The sequence below is a fragment of the Emcibacter nanhaiensis genome (assembly GCF_006385175.1).
Taxonomy (GTDB): domain Bacteria; phylum Pseudomonadota; class Alphaproteobacteria; order Sphingomonadales; family Emcibacteraceae; genus Emcibacter; species Emcibacter nanhaiensis.
The window spans coordinates 23,189-42,048 of record NZ_VFIY01000015.1; the positions used below are offsets into that span (position 1 = coordinate 23,189).

Below are 18,860 nucleotides of genomic sequence, written 5' to 3' on the forward strand. Positions count from 1 at the left end.
GCATGTAAAAATAATCATTGACATAGTTAATATCTATCGTAGGCTTTAACTATAAAAAATATACAATTTCTTCTACGGATACCTTTGGGGGAATCTATGAATATCTCGCGAGCCATGTGTGGGGGGCTTGCCCTCACTGTATTTACATTTGTCAGTCTGGCATTTTCTCAGACCTTTGAGTATGACGATCTCGGGCGTCTGAAGAAGGTGGTCACTCAAGTGGGTGATCAGATCGAATATCAGTATGACGCGGCGGGCAACAGAACCCAGACCATACTCACCGACAAGATCCCCTCCCGTGCTGTAGGTCCAAATCTGATTTCTCTGACGAACTGGCCTGTAGATTCTGCTCCTGCCGGTGCTGCGGTTGTTTCAGACTGGGGAGCCAGTGTATCTTTTTCCAATGAAGCACGATGGACACGTGTGAATGGTCCTGGAAACACGTCAACGATTACAGCAATGGAGGCTGGTCAGACGGAGAGTGATGCCAATGGGGGTGGGGCAAGTAAAACGAACAATTTCACCATTGATCCGACCAAGGGATACGAATTTACGATCTACTTTAAAAAATACGATCAAGCCTATCAAAGCATTTATTTGGGAACCAGAACCGCTGGCGTCGTTAAATACGCTACAAATACGAATGTCCACAATAATCCCTATTTTGTAATTTTAACTCCCTCAGTTCAAAGCGCCGATCTGGAAGAAGACAAATGGTACAAGATTGTCGCTTATGTGCTTCCGGAGGGCTATCCCTTGGCGCAAAGTTATTCCGAATGGGGGGGGATATTTGACGTTGATAGCGGCGAAAAAGTAAGAAATGTTTCTAGTTTTCGCTGGTATGAAGACCGGGCGACAGACAATATGTACGCCCGTTTTTTCGTCTATTATGGCGAAAGTGAGCAAAACAGATATACGACCTATTTTTACAGGCCATCGGTCCGGGTCACAGACATCACTTATACACCCGTCGTCCCGGGATTGAGTATCACGCCTCACAATGCTTTGGAGGGTGAGGATCTGAGTTATGAGATCGTCCTATCTGAGGCGACAACGGTGGATGTGAAGGTGGATTATGAAGTGGCGGCGGGGACAGCGTCTGCAGATGAATTTACAGCCACGTCCGGTACCCTTGTGATTCCTGAGGGCCAGACGTCCGGCACCATTACGGTGGCGACCGCGGAAGACAGTGTTTATGAAGCTAGTGAGACCGTTGTTTTGACACTTACAAATCCTGTGAGGGCAACAAGGTCGGAAATAAATGATTCTGCATCGATCACTAATGATGATACTGCACCCAGTTTTTCCATTAGCAACGCGACGGTTTTGGAAGGCGGTACACTGACCTTCACGGTGACCAAATCCGGTTCGACAGCGCTTAGCCACAATGTGAATTACGCGACGGCTTATGGCTCGGCAATATATACGGATTTTACTTACACGAGCGGAACGCTGTCGTTCACGGCTGGACAAACGAGTAAGACTGTTTCAGTCATTACAACTCAGGAGTCCATCAATGAGCATAGCGAGACACTCTATGTGAATCTCAGTTCCGCCACCAATGGAGCGACCATCTCTGACAGTCAGGGTGTGGGGACAATCACCAATGACGATAATGTGGCGCCGGTGGCCAACAATGACAGTGTTACCGCAATTCAGGCATCGCAGGTTACGGTCAATGTTGTGAGCAATGACACAGATGCCAATGGAGACAGTTTGACGGTTACGTCGGTCAGCGCCGACTATTGCACGATTTATAGTTCGACGTCTCTGGATTGCAGTGCAGGTCCGACCGGTACAAGAACATTCACCTATACCATTTCTGACGGGTTCGGGGGAACGGACACGGGTACAGTCACTTTGACAGTGACTGGCGGGGGAGGTGGACCTCTTGATTGAATATGAGGGTGGAGTCACCCAGGTTGTTGTTGATATAGCCACAGATGAAGGCAAAAAGGGGGAATAAAAGTGGTGCGTTTTTGTTTAAAGGTTTTTGAATTTCTGTCTTTCCTGGCATTGATCGCCATAGGAGGAAGTTCATATGTCCATGCGGCCAATCCTCCCACTGTGAAAATTCTCAAGGGCTCCGGCATATCTCCCTCCGATGCCATTACCGAGCTGGGTTCAGCCACAGCTCATTCTTACTCGGTGGTGAATGACACGCATCAGGAAATTGTTGATCTGGCCGCCTCCCTCAAAAATGACCCGGATCTTATTTTTGAATACGTTTATGACAATGTTGAAACGCTACCCCTTTATGGCTTGAAAAATGGCGCGTTGGGTGCCGTTATTGATGGCAAAGGCACAGCCTTCGACCAGGCGCATCTATTGGTGGAGATGTTGAGAGCCGCAGGGTATACCGCACAGTATCGGTTCGGGACTGCCACCTTATCTGGTGCACAGTTCAGTAACTTGTTTGGTACGACCAGTGATCGTTCTGCCTGCGAACTGTTGCGGGCTGGTGGCTTCGGCATGTCCGTCAATGGAACAACAAGTTGTTCCTCCTTGTCGTCTTCTACAGCAAGCAGCGATGTTGAATTTGTTCATGTCTGGGTGGAAGTCTATATTGATGATGGATATTATTATTTCGATCCATCCATCAAGACCCAGACCCGCATCAGTGGCTGGACCCTGTCTTCCCAGATGGGGTATAACGGGTCAACCTTCTGGACAAATGCTGATGTATCGGCGAACACGGTTGGCTCCGGGGCTACGGCCTACAGCTATGCGGAGACAGCAGACTCTGCGCAGATCGAGACGGATCTGGCCTCCTACGCCGACACACTTGTTGCTAACATGCAATCAGAAGCCAATCATGACCTGTCCGTGACCGATATTGCCGGCGGTTATGAAATTGAGCCTGTCACCATTCCATCCGGTGGCTTGCGGCAGACAGAAGCTCAACTGGGCCACACGGTTTCCAGTAATCCGGATACCTGGACAGGCGATATTCCGGATCAGCACCGAACAAAAGTCACCATCTCCTATAACAATGTGGATATTCCTCTATATGCCGACGATCTGTATGGTAAACGCATGTGGTTTGAGAAGCGGGAAATCGCCGGAGAGCCAGTCATCTCTTTTCGCATAGGCATTCATTCGAGGGTTGCCTTCACATATCAAACATCTACCGCTTTACTTGTGAGCATTGACCATCCTTACGCTGAGGGAGGGAATTCATTTGGCAACCATACGGAAACCCTCAATCCCTTGGTTGGGGCAGATGCAGAAGCAGGTCTGGTTCTCGGATTTGGATACATCGGGATGGGCCTTCAGGGCAGATATCAAAATCTGGATTGGCAGAGCCTGACGCCTCCCTTCTGGCCCGAAGTGGCGGAAAAAGAAAATGCGATGTCTTTGACCTCCATCGCCGCCAGCTGGATGGCGCAGGCGTCCTACCTGATGACGCTCAATGATGGGGTGAATGATCTTTATTCCGTGGTCCATGACCATGTGGGTCTGGTCTCCAGCGAAAATGATACGGCGGGCCTGATCCAGCCGGTGATGGATATCCGCTCCCAGATCTCCGTGACTGATCCGACCCATGTGGCGGCAAATCGCACGGCTGCTTTGCAAACCGTAACCTCCGCTCTGGCCATGCTGGAAGGGGCGACATTGGACCAGGTGGCGGATTCTACTGCAACAGCGCCGGACTCTGTCGGAACGACAACACTGTTTTCAGAAGCTAATGATGACAGCGTACGCTTTTATGATGTGACCAGTGGAAACTGGTCGACAGTTCAAAGCTATATCTCTAATTATTCGAGCGCAGAAATTGCCGATATCACCAGTTTCTTGAGCGGCAGCCGGCGGATTATCCTGCCGGATGACGGTAGCTTGGTGAAAGGTGATTTCACCGGTATGGCTTATATTTACATCGATAGTGATGACGCCATCGGCCACAATATGGATGATGGGGTGTCCACACCCAATAGTCACCTGAAAGGCTATATTGAGCAAGGGGATGTGGAGCCGGAGTTCGTTGCGAAGACCACGGGCGTCACCGGCAGTAGCGCCGGCAGCAACAGTCAGGTCAACCCGGCCAATGCGGCGGCACGCAGCAGTTCAACGGATCTGGTGACCGGGAACGGCGCCTTCCCCTTCTCCTTGCCGTTCACCCGGTCTTTCCGGGCTGACGCCAACGACGGGACCAAGGGAGGCTGGACCCATAACTATGCGGTGACCGGTGAACTGAGCAGTGATGGCACACTGGCGCTGGGACGTCGTCATGCTGTTGAGGCCGCGCGGGCCATGGTGGCGCTTTATGTGGGCCGGGAGGTTCTGAAATCAGGAAACTCTATCGAGCGAGTACTGGTTAACAGCATCATCCAGAACTGGCTGCACAAGGGTCTCTACAACAATGTTTTTAAACTCCGCCAGGCCCATAATGTGGCCGAGTTTGTCCGTCTTGCTGACGGCAGCTGGAGTACGCCGGCAGGGCTTTCCTCTTCGCTTACTTTCAGTGGCTCCGGCGCGTCGACAACAGCGACTTATACGGCCAAATCAGGGGTGGAAATGGCCTTTGCCGCGACCGATTCCACAGCGCGGGAGTTTCGCCTCGGCACCCAAAGTTGGCCTGCCGGGATGGCATTGACCCTGACTTATCCGTCCGCTACCCAGATTGTGGCCTCTAATGGCCTGGGCCGAACCCTGACCATAGATATTGATAGTGAAGGTCGAATGACCAAGGTGGAGGATAATACCGGCCGCTATGTAGAATATGGATATACGGGGGCAGACCTGGTTTCAGCCGATCTCTATGAGATCATCGGCGGGGCGAGCACTTCTCTGGTGGACTATACCTATTCCGGGATTGCTCTGAACACGATCTCCACCCCGGAAGTCACCAATTCCGTCACCTATACCCATAATGCCCTGAAACAGGCGACGGCGATCACCACACCGGAGCGGGGCACAACCTACGTCTATGAAAACAACTGGCGTACCGAACTGGTGGATCCCAGTGGGGCCTCGGTTGTGACCATTCGCGATCCCTACGGCCGCTGGGTCAAGACCATCAACGGCACAGGCGATGTTACGGTCACCACGCTCGATCGGCTTGGGCGCACTGTCAATGTCGAAGCACCCGAAGGAAACTCGGCCGACTATGAATATGACCGCTATCACAATGTGAGCTCTGTCACGGTGAATCCCAAACCGGCCTCGGGCCTGAGCAGTGAGACCAGCAGCTATACCTATGAAGGGGCGGCCAAATTCCGTCAGCTCAGCACGGTGACGGATCCCGGCAGTAATGTCACCACCTTTGCCTATGAGACGACCACTGGCCTGTTGTCTTCTGTGACCCGGCCCGCCGTTTCCGTCAATGGCGGCGCCAATCAGAACCCGGTGACCAGCTATAGCTATAATGCCAACGGACAGCCGCTGACCATAACGGCGCCAGACGGCACGGTGACCCGCTTTACCTATAATGCCAAAGGGGAAGTGACCAAGAGCGAAGCCGATGACGGCGGTCTCAACATCAACACGACGTATGGCTACAACGCAGTCGGTGACCTGACCACTGTAACCGATCACCGCAACAAGGTGACCACATTCAGCTACGATTACCTGCGCCGTCAGACCGGCATGACTGGTCCGCTCAGCCAACAGGCGGCCTATGTCTATGACGATGCCGGCCGGCTGGAGCAAAGCAAACAATTGATTAACAGCGTCTGGCATATCACCACCCGGGCCTATGATGATGACAACCGGGTGATCTCCATCACCGACAATGGCAGCAACACCACCTCCATTACCTATGATGATGTGAACCGCACGGTGACGGTGACCGACCCGGACACTAGAACCGTCAAGACCCTCTATGATGAAGCGGGCCGCAAAATAGAAATGGTGCGTGGCGAAGGCACAGCTGACGAAAGCCATGACTATATCACCTATAATGACAACGGCACCATTGCGACCCTGAAAGACGGCAAGAACAATATCACCAGCTATAGCTATGACGGCTTTGATCGTCGGGTGGCGACCAATTATCCGCTGAGCGTCAGCTCCACCGTCAATGCCTTTGATGATCTGGGCCGGCCGACCAGCGTGACCACCCGCAAGGGCGATACCATCACCATGAGCTATGATGCGCTTGGGCGTCTGGACAGCCGCACGGTGCCCGGCGTGGGGACCTATTCCTACGACTATGACATCATGGGGCAGGTGACGACCGCCTATCTCGGTGCACAGACGGTCACCAGCACCTATGACGCCCTGGGCCGTGTCACCCAGGAGGTGGGCAGTCTTGGCCGCCAGATGGACTATGTCTATGATGACGCCGCCGGCACCTGGGATGTGAAATATAACTTCCCGGGAGGTGAAAGCGACTACTGGCTGCGTTATGCGGTTGATGATGCGGGGCGGCTCGACACCATCAAGGAATCCGGTTCAACGACCCTTGCGGATTATGCCTATGACAGCGGTTCCCGGGTAACCTCCATCACCTTTGGCAACGGCACAACGGAAAGTTACACCTATGATGATGTGGGGTATGTGGAAACCATCACCCAGAACTTCACCGGGACAACGGACGACAGTGTCTGGACCTATACCCGAAATGATACCGGGCAGATCACCAATCAGTCCATCAGCAACCCTGACTTCCGCTGGATTCCCAGTTTCCTGGAAAGTGAAACCCTCAGCTATTCAAGCAATGGCCTGAACCAATATACCTCCATCGCCGGCACCACTCAGGGCCATGACGCCAATGGCAACCTGACCCAGGACGGCGTCCAGACCTTCGTGTTTAATGCGGCCGGGCAGATGACCGAGGCCAAATCCGGCGGCGTGACGGTGGGCACTTATGCCTATGATCCTTTGGGACGACGTAGCGAGAAAACCGCCGGCGGGATCAATACGGAGTTTCTCTGGTCCGGCAGCCAGGTGATGGCTGACTATGATGGCGATACCGGTAACCTCATGCGCCGTTATGTTTATGGTCTTGGCATCGATGATCTGGTCGCCATTGTCGATTCCTCGGACAACAAGAGTTATGTGCATAAAAACGCTTCCGGCTCTGTGGTGGCGGTGTCGGACAACAACGGCGATGTGGTGGACAAGTTCACCTATGGTCCCTTCGGCGAAGGGGCGTCGGAAGCCGAAAGTCCCTATAAATATACCGCCCGGCGGGTGGATCAGGAAAGCGGGCTGTATTATTACCGCAACCGCTATTATAACGCCCAGACGGGCCGCTTCATCAGTCCTGATCCCCTGGGATATGTCGACGGCATGAACATGTATGCCTATGTGGGCAATGATCCAATGAATTATCGCGATCCGATGGGTTTGTGTTCTGAAGATGAGGGGTGGGCAGATTGTACTGGCACAACAGGATCTTTCCACGATTGGGGCATGGACCCATGGCTGTTTGAGATGATCCACAGTTTTGTTCCGCCTTTTGCAAATCGATTTGCTGACACGCCAGGAAGACCGGCAGGCGGAGGAGGTTCCGGCTCAGGTTCAAACAAGAACAGAGGAAATAATGATTCTGAGGGTGATAATAGTTCTTCTTGTACAAATAGTATAACAGGTGAAATTTCAGCCGTAGATATTTCAAACGTTAAAATTCGACCTGGTGGTGATCCCTCAGCTTTGCCGGGGACCAAAAACTCATTCTTTGCTCCCACACCAAACCCAACATCAAAAGGATTCTTTACAGAACATGCATTCGATGTTGTCGGGAATTTATCAGGTACTCTCCAGGTCGAATTTTCATGTAGTAATATTTGCGTTGGCAATGAAACTTCTTGGACAACAACGGTAGGAATTAATATTTCGAACGTAGATGTAAGAATTCCCGTTACCACTATGTCTGCGTCGATACCTGTGGTCGGTCCAATAAGCACTGTCAATACTATTAATAATGTTTCAAGGGCAGTTAATGCAGGGACATATGTTATCGACAATAGTGAACTATTGTTAGAACTGGCCGAACAGGCTGTTGAAAGTCCCACTAATGTTTGTAAAGCTACACAACCGGTGTCAAATGATTAATAATGGAGGAGAAAGGATGTCCAGAAATTTGAAGAATATATTATATGGTGTGTTACAAATTTGTTTGATTTTTGTTCTTCAAGTTTTGACGTTTTCTTTATTCAATGTATTACAAGACAGTGGATTAATTTTTACACTTTATGGTGTTTTCTTAATTGTAAGTACAATAATAATCGCCATTTATCCGAAATTTTTTGTTCAGTTTATATCGCGCAACAACGTTGTGCGAATGGTAGGATTGATGCTATTCGTTGTAGCATTTATATCGCAATCAGTTAGTGTTTTGTGGATCGGAATTGGGGAATTTGAATATCTTGTTCAAAATTTCTCTATTGAGGGGCAATATAGGATTATACGGTTTACGCACATAATCTGTTGGGCAATTCTGCACTTAGTATTTGCGTTTAATCTTTTTCGGATAAAAAGTAGCCAGTCCAAATAAAGTCATGAATCAATGGGATCAGAGTTGAATAATCTCTCTATCACATGTTGAATATACTCCTAACTATATCAGATAGGGGAAATAAATCGTGGTGCGCATAAACGAACCTGCGCTACTCAAGATACTTCCGGCAAAGAGACTTTGCACGCCAAAGACTTTTGTAGCGAGGAATTCTGGAGATCGTTGAAAAAGGTAATATAGCTAGAGAAGTTACAACTTCCGTTTAAATCCTGCCCCCGCAACCAAATCCAGCGACAAGTCCTTATCTCCTTGAGAGATAAGGACTTTTTGTTTTTGCATAAATTGGTACAAGTTGGAAAAGTCCCCGTGAATGCGGGCATGGAGCACTTCGTCGATGGGCTGAAGTTCGATATAATCGATGAGACTGCGCAGGACTTCGACCGCCAGAATCTGGGTCTTCGGGTCCTGAAGATTATCATAGAGCGCGTCCAGGCGCTCATGATAGACGTCCGCCATTTTGGGATGCAGCAAGGGGGCAGGACGCTCGCCCTGGCTCACCCGGCGGCTGAGGTCTTTCTTGCGGGCTTCCGGGGTCTCAAGTTCTTCCATGATGGCTTCGCTTTCATGGCCCCTCTTGATCACGTCAATTAAGCGGGCAATGGATTTGCCGCAGGCATGCAGTTCCCGCCGGTGTCCGGAGAGCTGAGAGGATTCCTGCTGTTTGATCCGGTTCATCTCTTTGGTGAAGGCATCACAGAACCCCCTGAAATATTCCGGCTTCATCAAATTGCAGCGCAAGCCGTCCAGGATCACGTCTTCCAGTCGTGAATACTTCACATAATGATGATTGTCGCAGGTGCCTTTATTGAGCCGGGTGCTGCAGCCGAAGTAGCCCTGGCTTGCCCCGATATAGATGCCCTTGCAGCGGCCGCATTTGAGCAGGCCGGAGAGCAGATGCTTTGGGCGCCGTGCATCCCGGAAGGCATAGGGCTTGCGCGGCTTCTGGTGCAGGCGCAGTCCCTGCTGGCGGGTCTTGACCTTGTGCCAGAGTTCGTCATCGACAATACGCAGCTCCGGGACCTCCTGAATGACATGTTCCTCCGGCGGGTTAAGCCGGGAAATCCGTTTGCCCGTGTCCGGGTCTTTGACATAACGGAGCCGGTTCCAGACCATGCGCCCGATATAGAGTTCATTGTTGAGGATGCCGGTGCCGCGCTTGGCATTGCCATTAATGGTGCTCTGTCCCCAGCCCTTGCCGCTTGGCGAGGGCACCTTCTCTTCATTGAGGGCTGTGGCAATCTTGAGCGGGGGAATGCCGTTGGCATAGTCGGTCATGATGCGTATGACCACTTCCGCTTCCTTTTTGTTGACCTTGCGTTCGCCGGTGAGCTTCTCGCCCTTCTTGTCGAACTTTTTGATCACATCATAGCCATAGGTGAGGCCACCACCGGACTTGCCCTGTTCGACGCGTCCCCTGAGACCCCTGCGGGTCTTGTCGGCAAGGTCCTTGAGGAACAGCGCGTTCATGGTGCCCTTCAAGCCAATGTGCAGATTGTTGATCTCGCCTTCGCTCAGAGTGATGATGCGGACCCCGGCAAAGCTCAGGCGTTTATAGAGCCCGGCGATATCTTCCTGATCGCGGCTGAGCCGGTCCAGGGCTTCTGCCACCAAAATATTGAACTTACCTTCCATGGCCGCTTCCATGAGCTTTTGAATGCCGGGTCGGATCAGGCTGGCTCCACTTACCGCACTATCCTGATAACAGGCTTCCACCTTCCAGCCTTCCCGCTCCGCCGCTTCCCGGCACAGGCGCATCTGGTCTTCAATGGAAGCGGCTCTCTGGTTATCAGAAGAGTAGCGGGCATAGATGGCGACTTTGGGAACAGAGAGTTCCGGGAACAGGGAAGTGTTAGCGGTCATGGTCGGTCTCCTCACAGGATGGGTCATCTGACGAATTGACGTCATTGGCGGCGGGGCGCGTGCTGTCATAGATATCCCGGGCGGCCTGCCGACCGAGAAGCTCGGCCAGGGCCATAAGCCGGGCATCGGGTTTGTGTGCGTCCGGCTGGTTATCGTTGGCCGGAGCGGACGGGATGCAGGAGATGAAGAGACGTTTTTTGCTCATAACCTGACAAGTAGAGGCCGCGAAAAAGGCTCCGTCAAGGGGGGCGCCCGGGGCGCACAAGGCGGTTCCGCTACCATAGAGCAATGCAGATATCTCCCAAGAAATGCAGTGATGTTCAGCGATGTTTAAAGTCATCAATTATAGGCTCCGAAAAAAATCCAGAAAATCGCAGGAATCTGTATCTGCCCCGCAGGATTCTGTAACCTGACTGCAGAATCCTGCGATTGCTCACGGAAACATGCCCGAGTCTTGGCTGTCTTCTTCATAGGTGCAGTCCTTGCAGGGACAGGGGAGAAATCCTTCCTTTATGGCCCTGTAGATCGCGCCATGGGTGGTTCTGGTGTTCAGCGCCTTGCGGGCCGCAGCGAGATGCTGGTTAATGGTGTGCACATTCCGCTCTGTCGTTTGGGCGATCCGCTGGATGTTCAGGTCATCCTCCGCCATCCGGCTGAGGATGGTGAGCGGCTGCACAGTCAGTTTTATCTCCTTGTTCAGTCCCATGGCCCGGAAATGTTCCGGGAACTTCCGCCCGCCAAAGCTCACCGAAATCTCGGCCACCAGCTGGATGGCTTCCGGGTGTTTGCGAAGCTTCGCAAGAAAGTCCGGCGCGATATCCTGAGAGGTGATACTGAACAGGTAGCGTTCCCGGCCCGCCATAATGGGGATCAGGTAGAACTCATAAAAGCCGTGGCTCTTGTAGAGGATGGACAAATCCTGGTTCCGGATCATCTCCCGGCTTTGCAAGGGAGCGGCGGCCATATAATCCTCAATCCGGGACCGCAGCATGGGGTGTCGTGAGCCGTTGGCATAAGTGATGGCATAATCCACCCGTTCATAGTATCCCCTCTCATAAGCGCTCTGCAGGCCGTCTGGCAGGTTAGAAAGCAGAAGGCGGGGATTAGGAGATAAGGCTGTCAGAGAAAAGGCCGAAAATCCCAGCTTCTCCAGAATGCTGGCCAGCCGGTCGCGGAACTGGGCCGGGGAGGTTGTGGGATAAAGGCTCTTGTAACAGGCCGCTTCAAAGCTTTTGAATTCCCGGGTGGAGTAGGCTGGCGGGTTCCTGGGAGCCCGGGGCAGTCTGCCTGAATGTCCGGCAGGGGGATCTCCTGTCAGTTCGCGCAGTGCGGACAGGGTATCAATATTGAAAGGGTCAGAATCCAGCATGGTCGAGCCTCCTTAAGGAGGCGCCAGAGACCGTCTCTGGCGCCGGGGGCTTCAAACCACTCCAAAGAAGTGTGGGCTGTATTCCTCCGAAGAGTATTTTATTCCAGCACCACCCCCGACATGAGGGAATCTCATATCCGGACAGCAGTCACCATAGGGGGGTCTATAGCGACTTCCCTGGATAAATTCCACTCATTATCGGGAGTGGGCCGACTTTGGAGGCGGTTTGAAACGCCATCACCTTGCGGTGACTCCCTTAAGGTAGCAGAATGAATCATATATTCAATCATAAATATTAGAAGGAAGGAAAGGGGCTGGAGAGGCTGGGAAAGTCAGGTTTGCGAGCGGGAAAGCGGTTATATGATCAAGGTCGGAATTAACTGGAGCTATTGCGAATATCTGTGTTATCTAGGGCTGCGGCTTCTACAGCTGCCGGCCCCTGCCTTATGTTCGATCCCCCCAAGCGAATAAAGGCGGGGGTCTGTCATTATTGGCCTCGTCACCTCAACTTATGCGTTTACTAAGCAAAGCATTGCCTCAGAAGGTTTTTGTTTTAACTTTTGAGTGTATAATGATTGAGAAAATACAGCGAATAGTAAGCTGGGGTTAGCGAAAAAATTATCTGAATTAGATAAGTATGGGGAGCAATCCAATGACGGACTATATTGTTATTATATTATTTTTGTGGGGACTTTATTCCATCGTTGGCTTGGTTTTTCCTATTGCGCCATTTTCCAGCCGAAAAGCTGCAAGTATTTCTTTAGTCATAACGATAGCTCTTTTGTTTTTTTCGCGTCCTCTCCTTGAACGAAAGGGATCTGATCAGACGTTGGATGATTTTAAATTGGATCAAACGCGAGAAACGGCTGACAGTGCAATAAAGGAAAACGCAATCAGGGACGTGAAAATCCCAGAACCGTGTGGGCAAGGAGGTATTGCCATGGGTGATGTGGTAGCAGTAACAGGAGAGCATCTGCTGCATGCTTCCGCTGATCAGAATTCCTCAAAGATAAAAAATGTTAAGGCCTCTAATATACTTGGAAAAGATCATTTTCATCAAATTGACTCTTCAACAACAGTTAGACGCTTGTGTGTTCAGGAGGAATGGGCGGAGGTGCAAATTGTGACACCAGATTGGTTAACTCATGTCAAAGGATGGGTTCCCAATACTGCTTTACGTGAAATAGAAAGCAATGAGTATGGTGGAAGGATTTATGTGGAGGAGGATTTCTATTGGGATAGCGAAACTTCGCAGTTTAAAAAAGACATCATAAATATCGTAAACAAAATCTCGCACGAGAACGAAAATTGTGAGTCAATTGACCCTTACACGGTAGCTAAATCGACTTCGCAGAGTTCGCCAGGGGATCCGGTTTTCTTTGTCACTTGTGGATCAGGCGTTGATGCATTTAATGTCTGGTTTAGACCTAGTGATGCTGATGTAGACACAACTTTTCTGGCAAAAAAACCTTTAGGTAAAGTGAGTGCTGTAAATCAATGTGAAGAGGTAGCAAAAAAGGCTGCATTAAACCCTTCGACGGTTGAATTTTCCAAGCTATGGGACTTAGCCTATTTGCCTCATAAGTCTGGTAGAGAAAGAGTTATTTCCACCTTTACTGCTAAGAACTCCTTGAACATGGAAAGAAGCTATAGAATCAACTGTCTCTTTGACGGAAGTCAGTTAATTGAAATTCAAATCGCGGAACAGACCAGTTGATTGGTTAACATGTGAAATCTCTGTGAATCTTGCCGGTCTTACTCACAGAGGCTCTTTTTATTTAGATGTTTGGGCCTCTGGCAATGCTGTAGTGGTTCAACCTACAAATTTGTTCTAAAAAAAAGAACTTGAAGAACGGCTTGTTATGGCTCAATCAGCGTTTAGTCTGGATCAACAATTTATTCATAATCTCTTATGGATAGCACCTCCATAGTGTCTGTTCGATACAACACCACTTTATCTAGATGCGCATATATTCGATGTATAGTGTAGTGTTCTTCAACAGGGGATGATAGCGTAGGCTCGTTACTCATATACGTTGTCTTAGCGTATGGGGGGACCAGAGAAATGATGAATGCTGCTCCAATTTTATCTTTCAATTGCCGAGCAGTTTCAGGATCCGCACGGTATATCATTTCCACTTTTATTTCTGCATTACCATAAAGAGTTCGCTTAGAAGATGGAAATTTTCCTTCCGGTAATCGATCTGTCGTACCCCACTCATATTGCACAGTTCCCCACTCGTAATGCGTTTGCCATGCTTCCCAATTGATCTTAGTAATGTCTTTTTTAACCCCGAATGCATTCTCTCCTTGATATTTTCCCGCATTAGCTTTTTCAACAATGCCAAGTGTGAATTTTGAAGCGTCGAAATAGAACTGCTGTAACTCAGCATCATATCCGAAATTATCTTGGTCTTTGCTTAAGTTTGTATCTGTAAGCAGAATTTGATCAGCTATCGTGGCAAATCCGACTTTTGCGTTAGAGTAGTATTCTTCCAACTTAATTTTATAATTTTCGTTGGTTGTAAACTCATCTTTCAACGGTGCATAAATTGTTGCTTGTTCAAGCTGTTCGAACAAATCTTTAATACGAGAGCCCTTAAAATCATCCGGCAATTTTTCGCTCCAAGAATTTTGCCAAACAACTACGGCTGAACGTTTGAGCTCTTCTTCTTTAACTGCTACTTCCTTCCGGACCTTCGCAATCACGTTGGTAATTTCAGGGAGTTTGGCATAGTCAGGGTGCTTATTTTGTAGTTCTTCAATGGCACCTTCCACACCAAAAGCGCCATATTCATCGAGAATATAGTTAAAATGGGCTTCTGTGGCTTTTACCAACGCTTTGCGCGCCTCAGGTATTTCTATAATGCTAGGAGTATTTTTAAGAGTGTCATTGACAAAAATTTTGATAAGAACTGATTGGTTATTTTCTTGATAATTGGTTACTACACTCTGTATCGCTTTAGCCAGTAACTCCTGTACCTCCTGATCATGCGCTACTTTGGGCTGCAACCGCATTACGTCAGTAATCCTAATCGGTAGGAGTACAGGGTCGCCATTTTCGACGCTAGTCTTCAGCGCAATAATGGTTTCCTGCTCACGTTTATTAGACTGAGCACTTTCCCAGAAGTAGTACGATGCAAGTAAAACAAGAATAACGCCGCAAGAAATAATCAGTTTTTTCATAAATCCCCCTATTAGCTAAATAAAGCCGATTTCAGCCCAAATATTGTTAGACTTTTCACAAAAAAGTCAATTTTCTTCTCGAAATGTAATTGGTCGCGCTAGTCACAGAAAATTGTGCGATGATAAAAGCTATATGTAATCCGTGAGAAACCAGTCCTCGTATTCTTCTTCTGGATACAACCAAAAGGGTTCGAACCTTGTTAGCGGGATTCTAAGCATTACTCACTCTCATTTTCCGGCTCATTATCTTGATCATTCCGGCGCTTGGATTGCACTTTGCCGTTCTCCTCATATTCTAGTGATAAGCCACCAGTTTTCGAGATGAGACGGGTCCTCAAACCCTGCATATTGCCGGACTGTTTCAGGGTCAGGAGCGCCAGCCCCAACTGCTTACCGATCTTTGCGGCTTCCTCGTCTTTTTCTTGTCTGTCGGGCGAAGAAACCGACAAGCTCTTTTGACCTCTGACGGGGGCGGGAGACTGTTTGTTATTGCGTTTGCCTGTCACCTGTCTCCCTGGACAGGTTGACGGGTTTTTCTCGGCGGACGCAGGTGGTTTTGAAGTAACCTGCCGTTCGCCTTCCCTCGCTTTGATCTCCTCCAGTACAAAGCCCATCTCCTTTGCTTCCTGTTGCCATGCTGCAAACAGACTGGCTCTTCCCATCTGCTCCTTGGCCTTTCGGGTTCTCAAGGTGGCCTGCTCAAGTTGAGCCATGGTGTGATAGCCTTTTTCCTTTTGCACTTTTTCGATGGCCTGTCGGCGTTTGGAAAAGGCCCTTTCAATGTGCCGTGGCACAATGGGAAGCCTGAAGCCGTGTTTGGCCTTTTCAGTCTGATACCCAAGTTTCTGCATCTCCTCTTCAAGATGCTGTCGATAGACCCGGCCTGCGGCCATTTGATGAAGGTAAAGTTCCCGGCTGACAATGGCGCCCCAGGTGCCGTCCTTGCGGGGAGCCATATTGAAGATAAAACTGTGGGTGTGAAGCTGGGGATCAAGATCCCGGCTGGTTTCATGATCAAACTGGGCAATGAGAAGTCCCGCTGTGGCCTCCCTGACCTTTCCGCCTTTGCCCCTTCGGGCGAATGCCGCATTCTCTTCCAGCCAGGCGCAGGCGGCTTTTGACGCTTGTTGCTGGGCTTGTTCTATCTTTTCCCTCTGTTCAGGACCGGACAATGCCCAAACAACCGAGACGGACTTGGGAGCGCTGAAGGTCATATCCCATCCCGCGCTGTGGGATTTGGAATGACCTCCTGCTTTGACCAACTGTTCCCGGGTCATCGGGTCCATGCCTTGCAAAGCCGCCTTGAAGTGTCGTTCCTGAACCTCGTGGGGCAGGGAGAGCCGTTCTGCTCCCTGCCCAACCCAGCGGCCTGGAGCGGGCGCTTCTTCCCGCTCCTGACCTTTGAGATAATATTTTGCCTGATCGGCCTGCGTTCGGTCTGCCACTGAGTGCTGACCATCGCTGCTCAGATGACTGTAGTAGGAGAGGGCGGCTTCCGCATTACCCCGGGCGGAGAGGGACGCCACCATCAGTCCCGCTCCTCGTCATCATCATCATCGTCATAACCGTTACAATAACGACCCTCTTCCTCGGTGCCGTTGATTGGTCTCGGCGGTTGGTGAAGTCCGTAAAACTGTTCCAGTTGCTCCGGCGTTAGCATGGGCCTCAGGTTGTCATTGGCCGCCTTGAACCTTTCGGGACCTTTATAGGTCCATTCCGCCGGCACCGTACCAGGTCGTAGTTCGGGCAGGGAGATATAAGGCAGATCGATCTCATAAACATCCCGTCCTATTCCCATCAGAAGTACTCTTACCCCTTTCTTTTGCGGCCCAAGGTCATCGGCAATCTCGGAAGCTGTAATTACAGGTCGCCGTTCCTTATGCATGGAAGTGGTGGTACTGACATTGCCCCGGGATCTGCTGACCTGCTTGACCGAACGCTCGACTTCCTGTTCCCCGATCAGAAGACTGGCTTCCCGGGCGCTCTCGCTGAGATTGATCCGGGTAATCACCTTGGTGCCGATCATGCCGGGCCAGGCCCCGGCCTGTTCCCGTCCATAGGTGGCCCGGAGCTGGGCCAGGTCCTGAACGCCAAGGACGGCAATCACGCCTTTGGACCGGCCCAGCTCAATCAGGGAACTGAAGTGCCGGATCGGATGCAGCTGCGGGAACTCATCCAGAAACAGCCAGATGCGCCGTTCTTTGCTTTCATACAGACTGGGACTGCCTACAGCAGAAGCCAGGAAGCTCACCATGCTGCCAACCCAGATCCGGGACAAATCCGGATAGGCGGGATCATGCTGCAGGATCAGGGGACGGAAGGAGGGCGGATTATGCAGCCACTGACGGATGGAGAAGCGTTCCCGGTCTTCATAGCTCCAGGCTTCGGCAAAGACGGCGACAACGGACATATGGGCCTGAAAGGTGGCCAATGTGCTCTGGGTGGTCCGGCTGTCCGGCGGGGACAGGTTGCGAAGCGCATCCGGATGATAGAGACTTGCCAGTTCCGTCAGAGAAGAAACGTCCAGGGTGACCACGCTGTGCAGGTCTTTCCAGGTCCAGTCCTGTTTCTTGGTGGCTTGCAGGTAAACCAGACAAGCGACAAAGATCTCTCTCGCTGCATTGGACCACATCTGGTCATGACTGTCCGGGATAAAGCGTGCCGCCAGTTCCCGGGCGTCTTGTCGGGTCCGGCAATCCGCAGCCACATCCCACACCAGAGACCTTTTGTCATGGGGCGCAATCAGCAGGGGATAACCAGGCAAGCGGGACATCATGTCGCCTTTGGTGTCCAGCACCAGCAAGCCGTCTCCCCGCCGATAGGCTTCCAGGATATAGCGCAACATGGTCTGGGTCTTGCCGCCGCCGACACTGCCCCAGATCAGGTGATGCAGGGTCTCCCGGTCCCGGCTCAGAGAGACGGACGGCAGTAAAGCCAAACCAGTGCCGAACCTGCGGCATTCCTTCCGGCAAGCTCTGCCAAGCTTGCGAAGAGCTTCCCGGCCTTTATAGAGCCGGGGACCGCGCAGGATGCGAAAGCGGGACCTTCCCCAGCGGACGCACAGGGCGAACGTCAGGAAAGAGACCAACCCAAACCCCAGAACCCAGAGGAAGGCGGTAAGGCGGAAGTTAAGGGCGTCCAGAAGGTCATAGTGCTGGAGGCTTTGAGCGCAGGACTGCCAGTTCATCGTGGCGTTCTGGTCACCGAACAGGCTGAGAAGCCGTTCGCTGAGACAGGGCTTGAGCACTTCATAGGGATAATAGGCTCCGTCAGAGGCCATGGGCGGGTAGATCTCGAAAGACAGTTTCCAGATCAGAAAGGCTCCCGCAAATCCCAAAACGGCCAAAAGCAGGGAGATAAGTTTCAGTCTCATGGCAACCTCCTTTGGCTTTTCTCTGTGAGGGTCTCCAGCAGGTGCCGGAACATCTGATGCAGACTGTCCACCGGTTGTTTTAAATCCCGGAGCGCCGCATTATTCTCCAGCGCCGCCTGCTCCAGGGTTTTCAGGCGGTGCTCCATCTGCTGTTGTTGCCGCAACACATTCCGGATGGTCTGGTCATCCAGGCTCCGCTGAAGCATCTCCCGGATGACGGCGGTCAGGGATTTGGACTCCTTCTGCGCCCGTGTGCGAATTTGGTCATGGACCGACACGGGAGCCCGGAAGGCGATCAGTTTCATTCTTTCGGCCATGTCACTTCTCCCCTGTCTCGTTTGAGGGGGACTGAACGCAGCTGTTCAGCCAGTCGATCAGATCCCGGCGCCGATAGCGAACCAGGCGACCGCCCAGCTTGAGATAGGCCGGTCCCGTATTGTTGAGACGCCACTTACTGAGAGTGGAATAAGGGACCTTGAGGAAAGATCCGGCTTCAATCGGGGTGATTGGTTCATCCAACCAGGCGTCATCTGCTGCCGCAGGAACGGCAACGCCTTCTTCGGAAGCAGGATCAGGGATTGTCTTGTTCATGGAAACCTCCAGTGTTTGAG

Annotated in this window: 11 protein-coding genes; 3 read left to right on the plus strand and 8 right to left on the minus strand. The window is 51.2% G+C overall.

Features of this window, described 5'->3' with window-relative positions; translation table 11 throughout:
• Positions 1–96: 96 nt before the first annotated feature.
• Together FIV46_RS12155 and FIV46_RS12160 are read left to right on the plus strand one after the other, a co-directional pair.
• The gene (locus FIV46_RS12155) at positions 97–1,899 is read left to right on the plus strand and encodes a Calx-beta domain-containing protein (protein WP_139941201.1); all 1,803 of its coding nucleotides are present in this window, start codon (positions 97–99) and stop codon (positions 1,897–1,899) included.
• 168 nt (positions 1,900–2,067) lie between these two features.
• Positions 2,068–7,998 carry an RHS repeat-associated core domain-containing protein gene (locus FIV46_RS12160; RefSeq protein ID WP_139941202.1) on the plus strand — a complete coding sequence of 1,977 codons (5,931 nt, stop codon included), beginning with the start codon at positions 2,068–2,070 and terminating at the stop codon, positions 7,996–7,998.
• Between the two features lie 652 nt (positions 7,999–8,650).
• On the opposite strand, the gene FIV46_RS12165 is transcribed toward FIV46_RS12160, so the two are convergent.
• The 3 genes from FIV46_RS12165 to FIV46_RS12170 form a co-directional block, all read right to left on the minus strand.
• Positions 8,651–10,321: a recombinase family protein gene (locus FIV46_RS12165; RefSeq protein WP_181163223.1), complete on the minus strand. Its 1,671-nt coding sequence runs from the start codon at positions 10,319–10,321 to the stop codon at positions 8,651–8,653.
• On the minus strand, positions 10,311–10,526 hold the full coding sequence (locus tag FIV46_RS18115; protein WP_181163224.1) for a hypothetical protein: 216 nt from the start codon (positions 10,524–10,526) through the stop codon (positions 10,311–10,313). Before FIV46_RS18115 ends, FIV46_RS12165 begins: the two co-directional genes overlap by 11 nt.
• 228 nt (positions 10,527–10,754) lie before the next feature.
• Positions 10,755–11,690, minus strand: a complete 936-nt coding sequence (locus FIV46_RS12170) for an autoinducer binding domain-containing protein (protein ID WP_139941204.1) — start codon at positions 11,688–11,690, stop codon at positions 10,755–10,757.
• Positions 11,691–12,342: 652 nt separating this feature from the next.
• Between FIV46_RS12170 and FIV46_RS12175 the strand changes: the two genes are divergently transcribed.
• Positions 12,343–13,407 (plus strand): hypothetical protein, encoded by a 1,065-nt coding sequence (locus FIV46_RS12175; RefSeq protein WP_139941205.1) that lies wholly within the window; start codon positions 12,343–12,345, stop codon positions 13,405–13,407.
• A gap of 179 nt (positions 13,408–13,586) precedes the next feature.
• Here the strand turns inward: FIV46_RS12175 and FIV46_RS12180 are convergent, their stop codons facing one another.
• The 5 genes from FIV46_RS12180 to FIV46_RS12200 all read right to left on the minus strand — a co-directional run bounded on the left by FIV46_RS12180 (position 13,587) and on the right by FIV46_RS12200 (position 18,840).
• On the minus strand, positions 13,587–14,876 hold the full coding sequence (locus FIV46_RS12180) for a hypothetical protein (RefSeq protein ID WP_139941206.1): 1,290 nt from the start codon (positions 14,874–14,876) through the stop codon (positions 13,587–13,589).
• A gap of 218 nt (positions 14,877–15,094) precedes the next feature.
• Positions 15,095–16,405 (minus strand): MobF family relaxase, encoded by a 1,311-nt coding sequence (mobF, locus tag FIV46_RS12185; protein ID WP_139941207.1) that lies wholly within the window; start codon positions 16,403–16,405, stop codon positions 15,095–15,097.
• Positions 16,405–18,249 (minus strand): type IV secretion system DNA-binding domain-containing protein, encoded by a 1,845-nt coding sequence (locus tag FIV46_RS12190; RefSeq protein WP_139941208.1) that lies wholly within the window; start codon positions 18,247–18,249, stop codon positions 16,405–16,407. The genes mobF and FIV46_RS12190 overlap by 1 nt, the downstream gene beginning before the upstream one ends.
• The gene (locus tag FIV46_RS12195; protein WP_139941209.1) at positions 18,246–18,566 is read right to left on the minus strand and encodes a hypothetical protein; all 321 of its coding nucleotides are present in this window, start codon (positions 18,564–18,566) and stop codon (positions 18,246–18,248) included. Before FIV46_RS12195 ends, FIV46_RS12190 begins: the two co-directional genes overlap by 4 nt.
• A gap of 1 nt (position 18,567) precedes the next feature.
• A complete protein-coding gene (locus tag FIV46_RS12200) occupies positions 18,568–18,840 on the minus strand; it encodes a helix-turn-helix transcriptional regulator (RefSeq protein WP_139941210.1) in 273 nt (90 codons plus the stop codon).
• Between the last annotated feature and the right edge of the window lie 20 nt (positions 18,841–18,860).

What these genes read in the sequence shown, in the direction of transcription:
- FIV46_RS12175 (WP_139941205.1), top strand. Translation starts at nt 12,343, where the DNA reads ATGACGGACTATATTGTTATTATATTATTTTTGTGGGGACTTTATTCC.
- FIV46_RS12190 (WP_139941208.1), bottom strand. Translation starts at nt 18,249, where the DNA reads ATGAGACTGAAACTTATCTCCCTGCTTTTGGCCGTTTTGGGATTTGCG.
- FIV46_RS12165 (WP_181163223.1), bottom strand. Translation starts at nt 10,321, where the DNA reads ATGACCGCTAACACTTCCCTGTTCCCGGAACTCTCTGTTCCCAAAGTC.
- FIV46_RS12155 (WP_139941201.1), top strand. Translation starts at nt 97, where the DNA reads ATGAATATCTCGCGAGCCATGTGTGGGGGGCTTGCCCTCACTGTATTT.
- FIV46_RS18115 (WP_181163224.1), bottom strand. Translation starts at nt 10,526, where the DNA reads ATGAGCAAAAAACGTCTCTTCATCTCCTGCATCCCGTCCGCTCCGGCC.
- FIV46_RS12180 (WP_139941206.1), bottom strand. Translation starts at nt 14,876, where the DNA reads ATGAAAAAACTGATTATTTCTTGCGGCGTTATTCTTGTTTTACTTGCA.
- FIV46_RS12170 (WP_139941204.1), bottom strand. Translation starts at nt 11,690, where the DNA reads ATGCTGGATTCTGACCCTTTCAATATTGATACCCTGTCCGCACTGCGC.
- mobF (WP_139941207.1), bottom strand. Translation starts at nt 16,405, where the DNA reads ATGGTGGCGTCCCTCTCCGCCCGGGGTAATGCGGAAGCCGCCCTCTCC.
- FIV46_RS12195 (WP_139941209.1), bottom strand. Translation starts at nt 18,566, where the DNA reads ATGGCCGAAAGAATGAAACTGATCGCCTTCCGGGCTCCCGTGTCGGTC.
- FIV46_RS12200 (WP_139941210.1), bottom strand. Translation starts at nt 18,840, where the DNA reads ATGAACAAGACAATCCCTGATCCTGCTTCCGAAGAAGGCGTTGCCGTT.